This is a genomic window from Shimazuella soli (genome assembly GCF_022511585.1).
GTDB lineage: Bacteria > Bacillota > Bacilli > Thermoactinomycetales > Thermoactinomycetaceae > Shimazuella > Shimazuella soli.
The window spans coordinates 121,755-136,249 of sequence record NZ_JAKWBN010000002.1 but is presented as its reverse complement, the minus strand read 5'-3'; the positions used below and the strand labels follow the sequence as shown (position 1 = coordinate 136,249).

At 37.3% G+C, this 14,495-nt stretch carries 14 protein-coding genes; 6 read left to right on the top strand and 8 right to left on the bottom strand.

What is annotated here, in order from left to right; all coding sequences use genetic code 11:
* The first annotated feature begins 3 nt into the window (after positions 1–3).
* The gene (locus tag MK805_RS05620) at positions 4–1,110 is read left to right on the top strand and encodes a GerAB/ArcD/ProY family transporter (RefSeq protein ID WP_240874594.1); all 1,107 of its coding nucleotides are present in this window, start codon (positions 4–6) and stop codon (positions 1,108–1,110) included.
* Between the two features lie 135 nt (positions 1,111–1,245).
* Here the strand turns inward: MK805_RS05620 and MK805_RS05615 are convergent, their stop codons facing one another.
* Entirely contained in the window at positions 1,246–2,127 is an 882-nt protein-coding gene (locus MK805_RS05615; RefSeq protein ID WP_240874591.1) for an SMP-30/gluconolactonase/LRE family protein, read from the bottom strand.
* 635 nt (positions 2,128–2,762) lie between these two features.
* A complete protein-coding gene (locus MK805_RS05610; RefSeq protein ID WP_240874589.1) occupies positions 2,763–2,927 on the bottom strand; it encodes a hypothetical protein in 165 nt (54 codons plus the stop codon).
* Between the two features lie 180 nt (positions 2,928–3,107).
* Here MK805_RS05610 and MK805_RS05605 point away from each other — a divergent pair, with 180 nt between their 5' ends.
* Entirely contained in the window at positions 3,108–4,457 is a 1,350-nt protein-coding gene (locus MK805_RS05605; protein ID WP_240874588.1) for a tetratricopeptide repeat protein, read from the top strand.
* Between the two features lie 192 nt (positions 4,458–4,649).
* Here the strand turns inward: MK805_RS05605 and MK805_RS05600 are convergent, their stop codons facing one another.
* Both MK805_RS05600 and MK805_RS05595 read right to left on the bottom strand, forming a co-directional pair.
* Entirely contained in the window at positions 4,650–4,877 is a 228-nt protein-coding gene (locus MK805_RS05600; RefSeq protein WP_240874587.1) for a hypothetical protein, read from the bottom strand.
* Between the two features lie 39 nt (positions 4,878–4,916).
* Positions 4,917–5,768 (bottom strand): Rpn family recombination-promoting nuclease/putative transposase, encoded by an 852-nt coding sequence (locus tag MK805_RS05595; RefSeq protein WP_240874585.1) that lies wholly within the window; start codon positions 5,766–5,768, stop codon positions 4,917–4,919.
* 330 nt (positions 5,769–6,098) lie between these two features.
* Here MK805_RS05595 and MK805_RS05590 point away from each other — a divergent pair, with 330 nt between their 5' ends.
* On the top strand, positions 6,099–8,018 hold the full coding sequence (locus MK805_RS05590; RefSeq protein ID WP_240874583.1) for an MATE family efflux transporter: 1,920 nt from the start codon (positions 6,099–6,101) through the stop codon (positions 8,016–8,018).
* A 69-nt stretch (positions 8,019–8,087) separates the two neighbouring features.
* Here MK805_RS05590 and MK805_RS05585 read toward each other — a convergent pair whose 3' ends face one another.
* Positions 8,088–8,390, bottom strand: a complete 303-nt coding sequence (locus tag MK805_RS05585; protein ID WP_240874581.1) for a hypothetical protein — start codon at positions 8,388–8,390, stop codon at positions 8,088–8,090.
* 40 nt (positions 8,391–8,430) lie between these two features.
* Positions 8,431–8,679: a hypothetical protein gene (locus MK805_RS05580; protein ID WP_240874579.1), complete on the bottom strand. Its 249-nt coding sequence runs from the start codon at positions 8,677–8,679 to the stop codon at positions 8,431–8,433.
* 328 nt (positions 8,680–9,007) lie between these two features.
* Between MK805_RS05580 and MK805_RS05575 the strand changes: the two genes are divergently transcribed.
* The 3 genes from MK805_RS05575 (at position 9,008) to MK805_RS05565 (ending at position 11,970) form a co-directional block, all read left to right on the top strand.
* Entirely contained in the window at positions 9,008–10,351 is a 1,344-nt protein-coding gene (locus tag MK805_RS05575) for a helix-turn-helix domain-containing protein (RefSeq protein ID WP_240874577.1), read from the top strand.
* 224 nt (positions 10,352–10,575) lie between these two features.
* A complete protein-coding gene (locus MK805_RS05570; protein ID WP_240874576.1) occupies positions 10,576–11,169 on the top strand; it encodes a TetR/AcrR family transcriptional regulator in 594 nt (197 codons plus the stop codon).
* A gap of 81 nt (positions 11,170–11,250) precedes the next feature.
* Positions 11,251–11,970 carry an MBL fold metallo-hydrolase gene (locus MK805_RS05565; protein WP_240874575.1) on the top strand — a complete coding sequence of 240 codons (720 nt, stop codon included), beginning with the start codon at positions 11,251–11,253 and terminating at the stop codon, positions 11,968–11,970.
* Positions 11,971–12,133: 163 nt separating this feature from the next.
* Here MK805_RS05565 and MK805_RS05560 read toward each other — a convergent pair whose 3' ends face one another.
* A complete protein-coding gene (locus MK805_RS05560) occupies positions 12,134–12,589 on the bottom strand; it encodes an SRPBCC family protein (protein WP_240874573.1) in 456 nt (151 codons plus the stop codon).
* A 293-nt stretch (positions 12,590–12,882) separates the two neighbouring features.
* A complete protein-coding gene (locus MK805_RS05555; protein WP_240874567.1) occupies positions 12,883–14,058 on the bottom strand; it encodes an alpha/beta hydrolase family protein in 1,176 nt (391 codons plus the stop codon).
* Positions 14,059–14,495: the final 437 nt, after the last annotated feature.

Genomic DNA, 14,495 nt, shown 5'->3' with positions numbered 1-14,495 from the left:
CATATGATAAAAAAAGAGAAAATCGAAGCTACTCAATTTCAAAAAATGATTAGTATATACATCATTGGTACCTCCATCATATTGATTCCGTCCTTACTCACTGCTGAAGCAAAACAAAATGCATGGATTTCCGCTATTGTTGGAATGGGCGCTGGACTTTTGTTAGTATGGCTCTATAATGTGTTGGCCAGTGTCTTTCCCGGCAAAACCTTAGTAGAATCTAGTAAAGAAATCTTGGGAAAAGGTTTAGGTACACTTCTTTCGGTTCTATTCTTTTCGTTTTCTCTCATTATAAATACACTTGTCTTGCGTAATCTCGGTGATTTTCTAACCTCATCCATGTTTCCTGAAACTCCTATTCCAGCGATTCACATTGTATATCTGTTCATCGTAGTAATTGGAGTTCGGTATGGCATTTCGAATATAGCCCGAACCTCGGAATGGTTTTTCCCATGGATTATTTTGCTATTTTCTATATTTGTTCTATTTCTGATTCCAGACCTCGAATGGAGACACATTCAACCGATACTAGCAAAAGGAATCAAATCTGTCTTGCGATCCTCATTTCCTTATATCGGATTCCCTTTTTTGGAACTTATTTTGTTTTTGATGGTATTTCCAAATGTAGAAAATCCAAAAAAAGCAGGAAAAGCATTTTTAGTCGGAACCTTAATAGGAGGAACTGTATTATTTACGATTACATTGATAAGTATATTAGTTTTAGGTGCCGAAAGTTCTGCAAGTAATATCTATGCTAGTTTTGAACTAGCGAAGAAAATTGAAATTGGTGAATTTATTCAACGGGTGGAAGTTATTATTGCGCTCATTTGGTTTATTACCATCTATTTTAAGATAACCTTTTGTTTTTATATCATGGTATTATGTCTTTCACAGACGTTAAATCTTTCCGATTATCGCCCGCTTACATTGCCAATGGCAATGATCTTGCTTCCATTATCTATCATCATCGTCCCAAATTTAAGTTACCTTATATCATTTGATACTAATGTTTGGCCGCTTTATGCCTTAACATTTGGATTTATTTTTCCCTTACTTTTGTTAGGAGTGGCACTAATTAAAAAGAAATTTGTGAAACAAAACTCGTCTTAAAAAACAAAAACATCTAGCGTCTTCCTTAATCGTACTTTCCTTTCTTCATCAGTATTCATCAATCCCTACTCACATCGATAACCTTAATGTCTCCATGTTGAATAGAGATGTTGATTTCCTCTTTTACAAAATCACTTACCCTCCAAAAGCATAAGTAGGCAATCCCTTTACATTTGTTTTCATAACAAACAAACCTCCTGCGTGAGGTTCATTTGCTAATATACTTTCTTCTAGTCCAATACGTGCTGAGGTAATGTAAAGATTCCTCAAACTTTTACCACCGAACACACAAGAAGTAGGGCGAGTTGCAGGAATGTTTATCCTTTCAAGCAGTGCGCATGTGTTAGGATTCCATCGTGTCAAGCTGTGACCATTCCAAACAGCTATCCATAACATACCTTCTACGTCTGATGTCATCCCATCAGGCATACTGCTTTCATCTTTGAATTTGGCAACAACTCTTGGATTGTACATCTCTGCAGTTGCCAAATTATAATCAAATGCCATCACTTTTTTAGTCATAGAATCAATAAAATACATGATGGAACTGTCTGGATTCCAAGTAATTCCATTTGAGATAGTTACACGGTCAAGAACTTTTCTTATTGTCCAATCGGCGTCGAGTACATATAATGCTCCCGCATAAGGAGTATAGTCATGACTCATCGTTCCAGCCCAAAAACGTCCTGCTGCATCACATTTTCCATCATTAAACCGATTGTTTGGCTTATCTAATTCCACTGTGCCAATCAGTGTCATTTTTTTTGTTTCGAAGTCAAAAGCATAGAAACCATGCTCCATTGCCATAACTACCCCTCCAGATTGCCTTGGGACTACAGCACCAATATACTGTCCGGTATTAAAAACGGTATGTTCTTTCGTGTAAGGATTATAAACATGCAGCCTAAACCTAGTAATATCAACCCAGTAAAGAACTTTCCTACAGGCATCCCAACTCGGTCCCTCTCCGAGTTCAGCTTTAGCGTCCAGAATCAAGTCTATTGAAGTAATCTTCAATTCCTCCCTCCTTCAAATTATTTATGCTGATTAATGTACATCATTACATCTTCTAATTGAATGCTGCTTGCAGACTACAGCAACAACCGTGCACCAAGAGACTGAATATCTTTACGTCAATTAACATTGCATGTCACTTCTGATAATTAGGAAAAATATCCTCCACTAGATTCTTTTTGAACCTAAAAAAGCAACTTTCTTTTGTAAGAAAGTTGCAAAATAGAAAAAACGCTATTCTGTTCGCATTATTTGAGTCGCTATTGAATTCATAAAGTGGAATCTATTTTCGGTAACAAGCCGAAGATGTTTGTGTTATGCCTTCACATCAGGTAGTTTCTTTCTGATTTCTTTTACATATTTACGGGGTGTCTTTCTCCAACCATTGTTGAATACAACTCCTTGCTCTCTCCAGTTCACCCTTCATCATACAAAATCTCAGATACGTATAAAATTCTACTAATTTATCACTTGCACATAGCTTTACAAATTTTTTATAGTGATGAAGATTTACTTGGGACAAAGACTCTAATCTCTCTAGGAAATTCAATACATCATGTCTAGCCCACTTATTACCGTTTAAACACTTGGATAATTCTAGATTCGGATGGTCTTTGATGATTGAAAAAATTATATTTTTAATCTTCATAGCTAAAAATTATAGATATACCTGACGGAGAACGGAAAAAAGTAACATTTTGAAGATGAATAAAACCTGATTCAAATCCATCCTCACCTTCAATATACAGCGTTAAATCTGATGCATGAGGCTTCGTTCTCGATATATCTTGTACGTTTAGCATCTAAAAGACTCCCTTTATACGATTTGGTATATATTAGAATTATAAAACTAAAATCTAAATATTTCAATATTTATATTTATCAGGTTATTTATTATGTATTTCTGTTCTTTTAGAGGAAATTGCTATTCCCTTGCGAATTTATAATAAAAAAAATAATTTCCATTATGGGAGTTGTAACAAATGAATAGAAAAATACTAGGAGCAAAGTTAAAAGAACGGAGAAAGGAAATAAAAGAGAGCATGGAGAGTTTAGCAGATGAATTTATATCTGCTGCTACGATCGGCAACATCGAACGCGGACTGCCAAATGTCACAGAAGAAAAAATGGAGTATTATGCTAAAAAAATCGGCATGAGCGGTGAACTCTTCGGCATTATTAGTGAAGCGGAGAAAAAAGAAAAAGAATTAGAAGCGGAGCTACTATATTTAGAAGATATTATATCTGCTGATATCGATAATTCCTTACATAGATTAGAAGGAGAATGGAGCTTTTTAAAAAGAGACAGCCGGCTCTCTGCTTTATACCACTATTTATTAGGGCGTTGTTATTTTGGAAAGAGAAAGAAAAATAATGATATTATGCTGCGAAAAGCAGAAAAACATTTTAGTGAAGTTCTTCGTTTACTTGAAAAAAGCCCAGAATTGAGTGATTCTAACCTGCAAGCAGCCTCTTTAAATGAACAAGGAAGAATCTATTATCATCTGCTTGACATCGAAAAAGCTTTGGAACATACGGAAAATGGAATAAAAGCATTTCGTGAAGATGGTAAACGACAAGAAAACATCTATTTTTTACTCTTAAATAAAGCAAACTATCTCGAACAATTAAATAGAGACGAGCTAGCTTTAAAGACATTGGAACAACTATGGGAAAGACTTTCTGTTATAGACGGAACAAAAGTCTTGACCCTCATCGGCCTAGATGCCATCTTGCAGATGTACGTCATTTTTGCAGGGGTACTCACGAAATCCAAACATTATAAAAGTGCTCTCGAATTTGCTGATGAAGGAGTAAGGATAGCTAGAATTAATGGCAAGTTTGATAAATTAGTGTCGCTTTGGATTACGATCGGAGAAATATATGAAAGCATGAATGACACGATCGAGGCTGAAAAATATTACTTTCAAGCATTATCCATCAGAGAAAAGGTAGAAGATCAAGATATTTTTTACGCACTGACAAACTTAGGCAAACTATATATCGCGAAACAAGAATACGAAAAGTCGCATTCCTTCATATCTGAAGCATTTTTGATCTCCGAAAATAATCGAGATGAATTAGCTATGCTAGATTCCTTAATATTGTTAGGAAATTGCTATCATGAGCAAAAACAGTACCAAAAAGCGATAAATCCACTGCAAAAGGCATTTGAATTAGCAAAAAAATACAAATTAATAAAAAAACAACATGAAGTAATTTTAGGTTTGTGCTATGGTTATAAAAAAATAGAAGACCACACTTCCTATATGCAATGTCTCGAAAAAATGTTTGAACTTCAAGCCAATATGAAGTGGGGGATTCAAGTATAGGGGGTGTCTCCATGACCTATTTTGGACGCAAAGACCCTATTGGCAAATAATACATATTTAAAAGGAAATTTTAATCATTTGGAATTATAATTTACTAAGGCAGCAGAAATGCTGTCTTTTTTCATTTTGAAAACAAAAAGCCTTAAAATAACCCAAACGGTTACTTTAAAGCATTACATTGTAAGGATCACACTAACTTTTGTTTTTCCACTTTAAAACAATATCTTCCAATAGACCGGTTACTTTTGATATCAGTTGAATATCCATTTTCTCTTGTAACATCATTTTCGCTACTCTTTCTTTTACTTGCATTCTACCTTCTCTGTATGCTTCTTTGTACGCTTCTTCTTTTGATACTTCATCATGCAAGGCTTTTTGACGCATTTCGTATACTCTTTGTGCTTCTTCTTGAAAATTCATTATTTCTCTTCCTCTTCTTATTTCTGTTATAGCAGGGGTTCATTTTTTAGGTTTAGAACTTGAAATATTAGATTTTAGTTGCAAGATGACATCCTTTGTTAAACCAGTTACTTTTGATATCAGTTGAATATCCATTTGCTCTTGAAGCATCTTACTTGCTACTTCTTTCTTTCCTTCTTCTTTCGCCCCTGCAATAGAAGACGCTTCATCATGAAGGGCCTTCTGACGCATTTCATACAGTCTGCGGGCTTCTTCATCCTGACTTAAATACTCCAATTCCTTCATCGCTTTCCCAAGAATTGGTTCATTCATTTTTAACACCTCCCAATATCGTTTGTCTTTGGTTTTCAAAAACAATAACCAATTGAGTAAACCACTTGTTTTCGGGGCACTTTTTCCAACAAGTTTGGATAATTCCAAGATGTGAATCTCCTCATCCTCCGAAAAAAGAATCCGTTCGCTGTCTTCCCATAAACGAAATATGTTGTGATACCTGTCGTTAGAGATAATCGAAAAATCCAAGATGTTAATTACCACACATTTTTTCAGCCGTTTGTAGGGCTCGCCTTCCTTTAACTGCTCTGTATACTGTTTACCCCAATAGTACAATGCTCGTTTTTCATTATCATACCGGTTAAATAACTGCATTTCCACATTTACGATGGAACCGTCCGCTCTTTTTGCCTTTATATCAAAAATGGACTGCTTATCACTTGGAGAATCCTTATCGGTGTACGGATTTAACAAAACAATCTCCGTGAGTATTGGTTCCTCCACATCTTTATGCAAGATGCAATTAAGAAAAGCCAATAAAATTTGGGTATTTTTCTCACTGCCAAAAATACGCTTAAACACAAAATCATTTTTTGGATCAAGTAAATCATAAGTCACGCAAAGTCAGCCCCTATGCTTATTATTTAGTATATCACGAAGCCTTTATCTGTTTACATCGTATGTATGTTCGGATCGTTGCGGATATAATAAAAGATTTATTTTCAAAAATCAAGTATTTTTTGGAATATTATTGTTACTCCCTACAAAACCTTAAAGCAAAATGATAAAACAGACGAAATGCATTTATTCACTCCATAAAAAGTAAATCACACTTATCATTTTCAAGTAATGTCGCTCCTTGGACTATATTTCCTATAAAAATATGAATTATTTCAATTTTCGACTACAATAGTGGTAAGTGCTCCTCCGTATAGAAAGAGAAGGATAATGAGAAAGAAAGAGCACCCGCTAAAATCAATGGCCCGTTTGGGCTGGCAGCCGACCCTTTTGGTCCTCTTCTTTGCAATGGAAGGGATCATTGACACCTTCTTCATTAGCCATATCGGGCTGTCAGCGATCGAGACTGTCACGATTGTGGTCGAAAGCATCTTGGTCATCCAGTGGTGCTTTTATGCGAAGGTTGGATCAGCTATCCGATACTTCATTGTTACTGCAAAAAGCGAGGCAGAGGCACTGAGGATCATCATCCAAGGCGTCTGCCAATGCTGTGCACTAAGCCTCGCATTCGGGGTTGGAACCATCCTCCTCGCGAAACAATTGTTTGTGGTTTACGGTGTAGAAATCACCTCCACCGGGCTGCTGTATCTGCAAGTCGTCGGTGGAACCTGCATTCTTTCAGCCTTGTTCAGTGTGATCACAAACGGGCTGCAAGGATGGCTAAAGGAGCAATGGTCCACCACAGCAGCACAGGTGGCAATGATCATCACCCACTTGGGACTGGACTATGTACTGATCTACCTGCAGCACCTTGGGCTGGCCGGAGCGGCATGTGCATCGGTGCTGTCTTCCCTGCTCGGAACAGGTTTGATCCTTGCGAGGTTTTTTCACAAGGCAGGCGGCGACCTGCACTGGAAGTTGGATTGGAAGCTTCAGAAAAGCATTCTGAGCCAGGCATTTCCGCTCACGTTTGCAAGCTTTTTGAACCAACTGATGATGGTCCCCTATTTTGCCATTCTTGCTTGGATTGGACCTGAGTACCTTGCAGCTGTTCGAACCCTCTATGTCGTCCAGAGAGTCTTCTACCTCTCTTGGATGGGGGGGATCGTTTCCTCCATCAGCCTTGCAATTGGTCCCATGATCGAAAATAAGAAGCAAGTAGCCCGGTATATCCGCTGGGCACTTGGCACCGTAGTCATCGGTACGCTTCTTTCATGGACCGTCCTGCTTGTCATGGCAGAACCAGCAGTTGGACTCGTCACAGACAACACAACAGTAATCAAGTTGACAGTCAGGCTGCTCCTCTTGTATGCATTGGTGCAATGTCCTTGGACGATCTATCAATGCGTAGGAGAGGTACTGGGGGTTCACAAACAAACCCAGACTGCATCTATCATTTATATCTTGAGCTCTGTGCTCTTTGGGATCGCATGCTGGCTCCTGCCCAAAACGCTGGTGGGTGTTTCCTTTGCAGAAATCATCCAATACATGTTCCTGGGGATCGTTTCCACAGCTTACCTCTGCGGATACTTCAAGCATGCTGGAATCGAGCTGTTTCCGATTCGTGCAGCTTTCGAGCGTGTTTTGAGTTTCTGGAGGCCGCGCCGGGAACAGGTCAATCAAGAGCAAGCCAGCGAAGTCATCTTCACCCGAGATTTCTCACAGACCGCTCTGGGGGAATCCCAGTACGAAGCTAGGGAAAGGCTCGTTTATAGAAAGTATCTCACGAAATTTGCTGGGTCTCAGGGCCTAACACCTTCTTCGTTCAGGGAAATGGCTCCTGTGTTTCGGGCGATTCGTGCCTACAACGCTCTCCGTTCGCTCGAATCGGCCAAGAGGGGTCCGGTAGAAGACCTCCCTGTCGATGCAGCCATGGAAAATGCCGAGATGTTCCTCCGCGACGCCTTGAACACCATTGCAACAAAGAGGAATCTGCAATCATTCCTGGAATTCTTGACAGGTGCAGAGTGGAAGCCAAACCAAAGTACTGCGCGTGCATTTTTCGCAGCATTTGTCCAACACGCAAAAGTCAATGCGACTACCCCAACAGATATCAGAGGGGTAGACTACCAGCTGGCCAAGGTCCCATCGCTGCGCGGTGAAATCGTGCGTGATGCAAACGTGCATGCTGTGGTAGACTTCCGCGAAGCACGCGCAAAAATCGATCAACTGACTCTGGTCGCAGCTTAATCTCTAGCCGCGATCTAATCCCCCCCTGCCAAGTAATTGGAAGGGGGGACAATTATTTTGAGCATCTTATTACGAATCTGCAAAAATATCAAAATTTCTCCCATGAATAAAAGTAGTTCCATTCCCCATATCCGTAACCTCTGCATCTAGTAAATCGATGTCTATTTTTTGATTATCCAAACTAGTAATTGTTAGCCTAGACGTTTTTCTTGTTTGCAGAGAAGGTTTCTCATAAGGCTTTTTATCAAAGAAATACTCTATCCTCAGTTCATCTGCTCCAATTGACACCTTTGATCCACTATAAAACCGCCACTGAGGGATAATTCGGATCGCCTCCACAAAATCTCTCACTTTGTCTCTATTACCTTCCACGCATAATTTCAATGCCATTTTAACCACAGTCCTTTGCTTTTTATTTTTGCAATCGCCTTATTTCCATTCGAATCAACGCATGAAGGAAGCGTTCCTCGTCTTCGATCCCATTGGGAAAGAGAAATTTTATGATGTACCCTTTGCCCCTCGCTTGGAGTTCATCCATGATTTCTTGCTTTTGTTGGTACATCTGATCCGTTGAATAGTTATATTGGTCTGCTACCTGTTGCAGAACGTCAGTGACTTCCAGCGGAATAGTGCGATTCTCGATGATCCAGTCAAGGCTCATTGATATTTTCACTCTCCTGTAAAACTACTGACATTCCATAAAATATATAAAAATAACTACCCGCATAAAGCCATAAAATATATACTCTCATTTCTTACACCTTCAACACCCCTCCCTTATAGGAATAAAAGAGAAGAAGGAAGCAGCTTGGACAACCTTCCTCTCTTTGGAAAGGTGTATTAAAATCATAAAATATTTATCCAATATTTGCAAAATTATATCCGATAGCACTTTATGTTATAAAATTACCTAATATTGAGTATTTTCATTGTTTTTGATATTCTCGATAATAGGAAATTTTTGATCATATTATCGGAGAGTGGAAAGAATGAATCGAGAAAAACGAGAACAGATCGGTGTTACCCTTAGAGCGGAAAGAAGGAAACTAGGTGTAAGTTGTGAAGTTATCGCACCTGACGTAGGCATTTCACACAGCACTATCAGTTTGATAGAACGTGGTTTCCCAAATGTAAGCGAAGAAATGATAATAAAATATGCTTCTCATTTTGGTCTTTCTAAAGAACTATTAAATGTTGAATCGGAGGTTGAAAGTAAAGAAAGAACAATACATTCCCATTTGAAGAGACTAGAGAAACTAATCATAGCTGATACAGATTCAGCACTAGAAAGACTCGAAAAATTGAACTCAGAAGAAAACTTAGAGGAATTACCTAGTTTCTCCCCCTTTATCCACTTCTACAGAGGACTTTGCAACACAGAGAAGAAAAAATGGAAAGCAGCTGTACCTCATCTCATAAGTGCTATTAAACTAATTGATAAAGTACAAGGTATGGAGAAATCAAACATAAAAGCTGTTTGTTATAATGAATTAGGAAAATCGTTTCACTTTCAAAACGATCTCATAAAAGCCTTAGAATACAATGAGCTCGGTTTAAAAGAATACACTACTGACGGAGACAGAGAAACTATCAAACACAATTTGATGATTAATCAAGTTATTTATCTAGATAAACTAGGGAGAAAACAGGAAGAAGCGTTACAAACTTTAGACGAGTTACGTGAAGACTTAAAAAAATGTCCTTTCCATAAACTTCAATCAAATGTAGTATTACAAATGTATGTAATGTATGCTACCATCCTTAACAAACAGAATATGTATCAAAAAGCATTAGACTATGCAAAACAAGGTATCGAATTCGCCAAACAAAACAGAGAATTCAATAATCTCGTATCATTGCAGGCTACATTAGGTAGTATACATTTAAAAAAAGGAGACTTAGCACTAGCAGAAGAATGTTATTTGCAATCTCTTGAATTTAAAAATAAAATCCGAAAAGATAAAGAGTACCTGTTAATTCCCGCTTATACAGAACTAGGATTGTTATACACGCATCAAAAAAAATGGAATTTGGCTGAAAAAGAACTTAAAAACGCAATAAAAATAAGTAAGAGTAGTGATGATGCATTAGGACAAATCGAAGCACTTCTTGTAATGGGTAACTGTTGTATCAAACAACAGATGATGATCGAAGCAATACCTTTATACAAAAAAGCAGTGAATTTAGCAAAACAACATAATCACAAAATAAAAGAACGGCAAGCATTACTTTATCTAAGTTATTGCTACTCATGTACGGGTAATGATACCGAATTCACAAAGCACAAAGATGAATTTTATAATGTTAATATTCATATAGAATTGGGGGTGTAGCTCTATGGTAGGCGGAGATCCAACCTAAATAATTGGAACCTAATTAAGGTTCCTTTTTTATCAAAAATAACTCCTTCTTTCGTTTTCTCATACAACAATTTGTGAAATTAGTTATTATCTATAGGCCTCCCAAATCTGTTAGTTGTTTTATTATGAGCGACAACGGGGACGGTTCTCTCTGTCGCGTATTGACATTCCATTTTTAGTACTGTATAGTCCTAATCATGAATAAACTAACTAATCAAGATCATGTGATTCAAGTGGCAGCAGAATTATTTCGTTACCGTGGTCTTTCAAACACAGCGATGGATGATGTGGTCAAACAAAGCGGTGTATCAAAATCCAATATTTATTATCATTTTAAGAGCAAAGATGATCTAACACTTGCTGTTTTAGAAGCATACATCTCAACTCTTGAAACATCTTTCCAAAAACTATTCATCGAAAGCCACGGATCGTTGATCGAAAAAACAAAGCTATATACAAATATGCTGATAGAAGAACTAGCGGAACGAGGCTGCATTGGAGGATGTCCGCTCCTCTCTCTCATGGTGGAGGCAGGTAGAACGAATGAACAAGTTCGTGTACGACTTGAGATATTTTTTGAACAGCAAGTTGATCATTTTACTCAACTCATTCAACAAGGAGCTGAACAAGGCGAAATACGTAACGATCTCCCAGCAAATATGCTCGCTTCTATCTTTAGTTCATGGTTGGAAGGAATGCTAATGCTTATCAGCATCAAAAAAAATGTCGACTCCTTTCGAAAAGAACGCGATACATTACTGAAAATGTTACAACCAACATCTAAACTTTAATTGTTATGATATTTTTTTGACTTTCATTAGTACTATTTAGTCCTAATCAAACATTTATTAACCTCATCTGGAGGGCTACACATGGAAAAAATTCAAAAACATATTTATCGACTGAAAGGTTTGATTATGGGGAATGTTTATGTAATTGAGGCTTCTGATGGCCTCACCCTTGTTGATACAAGCAAGCCTAATTCGGTATCTCGAATCCAGAAGAGTCTTCAGCACGGCGGCTATCAATTAAGTGACATTAAACGAATTCTTATTACACATGCTCATTGGGATCATTTTGGAAGTCTTGCTGAATTACATGCAATAACAGGAGCAAAGGTGTATGCACATCATCGCTATGAGAGTGAAGTGATTCGTGGTGAGAAAATGCCTCGATTCGCCTCTCCTTCTCAACTTGGAGGATTTAATCGTCTCGTAAGTAAGTATTGGCTTAAACCTATGCTTAACTATCAGATAGCTGTACCTGTACATGTTGAGCTTACAGAAGGGGATCGCTTAGATGAAGTATTTCCTGGTTTAGAAGTGATTGATTTACCTGGGCACAGTCCAGGACATTGTGGTTTTTGGCTGGAGGATCAACGAATATTGATCGGTGGAGATATTCTCATGAACTTACCTTCTGATCGTCCAACATTACCATTAATCGCAGCTACTCCGGATTTAATAACAGCTAAACAATCCGTTCGCAAAATAGATAGGATGAATGTAGAAACACTTTGCCTAGGACATGGAAAACCGATTATTAGAAATGCTGCTGCAAAGATCCGTAAGATTGTTAACAGTCTTAACTAGTACACCTAGTGACGCAGAATTAGTCTTCTGCGTTACTTTTTGGTTATATTTTGGGAAAAAGATTCAAAATAGTGAGGGCACAAGTGACATAGACTTCAATTGTTTAAGTTGCTATCTTTTCTATTACCAACGCGACAAAAGAACCTTCCCCTTGTCGGACAATCTACGTGGAAATCGGGGGCAACGTTTTTCCTGTTTCCAGCAGGCTTTTCAAATTACTAAGAATAGCAGGCCATCCATTGTTAAATCCTATAAAAGTATCTTCTTCCTCTACGAAATCAGTCGGTAATAGATGTTCATGTTTGAGTGTTAATTTTACAATAGAGTCTATTTGTTTCAATTTAAATGTAACTTGTGTTGGCTTTTCACGATCTGTTGTGTCACCAGTATTATTCCATGTAAAAGATAGGATGTGATGTGGTTCATATTTTCGTATTTTACCATGATCAGTAACTTGTCCATTTCTAGAATAATGAATAGTTGAACCTTCTTGCCAATCTGATTCAACTTTTGTGCCAAAAAAGTATTTTTCCGTAATCTCACTGCTTGTCAATGCTTCCCATAGTTTTTCTTCTGTAGTTGCAATATAAGTCACATAAACGAATTTAAGATCCGACATGTATTACCCCCCCTTTGAATCACTTTTTTTGAAAAACGTACATTTTCATACTTCATTCTTACACTCTTAGAAGGTTACAGTTATTCCCATCATTCACTTTATATATGCCTGATATACATCAACCAACCGCGCATTATGATTTATATGAAACTGTTTAACACCTGTATTCTTATCATTTCCTGTCATCTCATCATGGAGTGATCCGATGCTTGCAGTCAATGTGCTATTTTTTTATTACAACTGCGACAAGAGGACCTCCCTCTCGTCGCGAATATTCTATTTTAATTGAATTTTTACTTCTGGATAGTCTGATGACTTTTATTTAATAATTTGCTGTTTCTATTTTTAAGATATTTATCGAAAAAAGTAGTTATATAAGCGTTTGTGATCTGCAAACCACGTTCCCCATTTATTGTCCCGAATATACCCAAAGCCTTTAATATCGGTGAAAAAAAGAGAGCATTATCCAAAAAACTGGGGTGGGCTGCTTTGGAGATCTCTATTAGATACCCATCTTTCTTCAAACTGTTATAAACTCCCTGTATTTTTTCATACCCTTGGAAATAACTTTCGTTTTTCGGATGATAACTCATGATAAACATAAACGGTTTTTCTGGAATTTTTTTGACACCGTACAAGTAACCATCGATATCAATCCCAGCCTTAATTCGATTATCAAGCGAACATACTTCATCAGCAGTTGCTCCTCCGAACGAGTGTCCAAAAGCCCCTATATTCTTCATATCAATACGTCCAGTCCACATGCTTCCCTGAATCGTATTCAATTCAGCAAATTTGTTAATTGCAAATCTCATATCGCCAGCCCACGTTTTAATTAGTTGGGAACCAATCTCATTCATCTGCTCATCTGTTAGATCATCTTCTGACATTGTTCCTTTAGGTGTCTTGTATGCAACACTTCCATCTGAAAACACAACAGGATCGGAACTATATGTTGGATTTATCCCAACTACAATATATCCATGACTAGCAAGATTTTCGGCTAATGTAGTGTAGTTAAACACGATATTACCCATTCCCGGTTCAAAAACGATTAAAGGGTAAGTCTTTTGTCTGGTTGATAAAGGCACATTTTGAAAAGAATTAGTATGGATCGTTTTAAAATTTTGTTGTAAATATGGCAAGCCTGAAATCTTTTCTTGGATAATTCCCCACTTATTTGAGGGGAAATACTCTGCTTTTTTAGCATTTTTATTTAATTCTGCAGGGTACCAAATCCATATGGATAATTTTCTTTTCTTGCCTTTTATTTTGGAGTAATACTCATATCGGGATTTATCAATCCAATCATACCCAATTCTAGCTACTGGAAACTTTCCTGTTGGTTTTGGCAATACCAAAGTTTTATTCCTTTGGATTAAAAAATAGGCTGATAACAAAATCAACACAACTAATCCTATTGCAATTAGGGATAGAAACAATCTTAGTAAACTTCTTTTGGAAATCATATTTCAGTAACACCTTCTTTTTTAAGTCCACCATTTTGCAGTATTTCATTCAAATATTCTGATAACCCAATAAAATTCAACATAGTCTATTAGTTGTTTGAGGATGGTGATAGTTATATTCATTATACCTATCATTTATCGAAAATCAATATTTTATTATTGAAAATCGATAAATAGAATGAGGAACACATTTGAAGGTCGCCTCATTTAGGTGTAAATCTATCATGAAAAGATAGTTATTTCCCTGAAAATTATAAATAAAGAAACGCCCCCTTCATTTTTTAGATTAGGGAGTGTTTCTTTTTTGACTAAAAATTAATTATGCCTAGAGCAATTCATCGAATTGACTACTCCACACGACTAAAGCCGTCGGATTCTTGGGACGTTAGCCTCACGACTATTTCATTACCAAACTAACCCTCCGCCAAGAGAAATGT

Excerpts from the sequence above, each read along its gene's own strand:
- MK805_RS05620 (WP_240874594.1), top strand. The coding sequence starts at position 4 with ATGATAAAAAAAGAGAAAATCGAAGCTACTCAATTTCAAAAAATGATT.
- MK805_RS05610 (WP_240874589.1), bottom strand. The coding sequence starts at position 2,927 with ATGCTAAACGTACAAGATATATCGAGAACGAAGCCTCATGCATCAGAT.
- MK805_RS05605 (WP_240874588.1), top strand. The coding sequence starts at position 3,108 with ATGAATAGAAAAATACTAGGAGCAAAGTTAAAAGAACGGAGAAAGGAA.
- MK805_RS05600 (WP_240874587.1), bottom strand. The coding sequence starts at position 4,877 with ATGAATTTTCAAGAAGAAGCACAAAGAGTATACGAAATGCGTCAAAAA.
- MK805_RS05590 (WP_240874583.1), top strand. The coding sequence starts at position 6,099 with ATGAGAAAGAAAGAGCACCCGCTAAAATCAATGGCCCGTTTGGGCTGG.
- MK805_RS05580 (WP_240874579.1), bottom strand. The coding sequence starts at position 8,679 with ATGAGCCTTGACTGGATCATCGAGAATCGCACTATTCCGCTGGAAGTC.
- MK805_RS05575 (WP_240874577.1), top strand. The coding sequence starts at position 9,008 with ATGAATCGAGAAAAACGAGAACAGATCGGTGTTACCCTTAGAGCGGAA.
- MK805_RS05570 (WP_240874576.1), top strand. The coding sequence starts at position 10,576 with ATGAATAAACTAACTAATCAAGATCATGTGATTCAAGTGGCAGCAGAA.
- MK805_RS05565 (WP_240874575.1), top strand. The coding sequence starts at position 11,251 with ATGGAAAAAATTCAAAAACATATTTATCGACTGAAAGGTTTGATTATG.
- MK805_RS05560 (WP_240874573.1), bottom strand. The coding sequence starts at position 12,589 with ATGTCGGATCTTAAATTCGTTTATGTGACTTATATTGCAACTACAGAA.
- MK805_RS05555 (WP_240874567.1), bottom strand. The coding sequence starts at position 14,058 with ATGATTTCCAAAAGAAGTTTACTAAGATTGTTTCTATCCCTAATTGCA.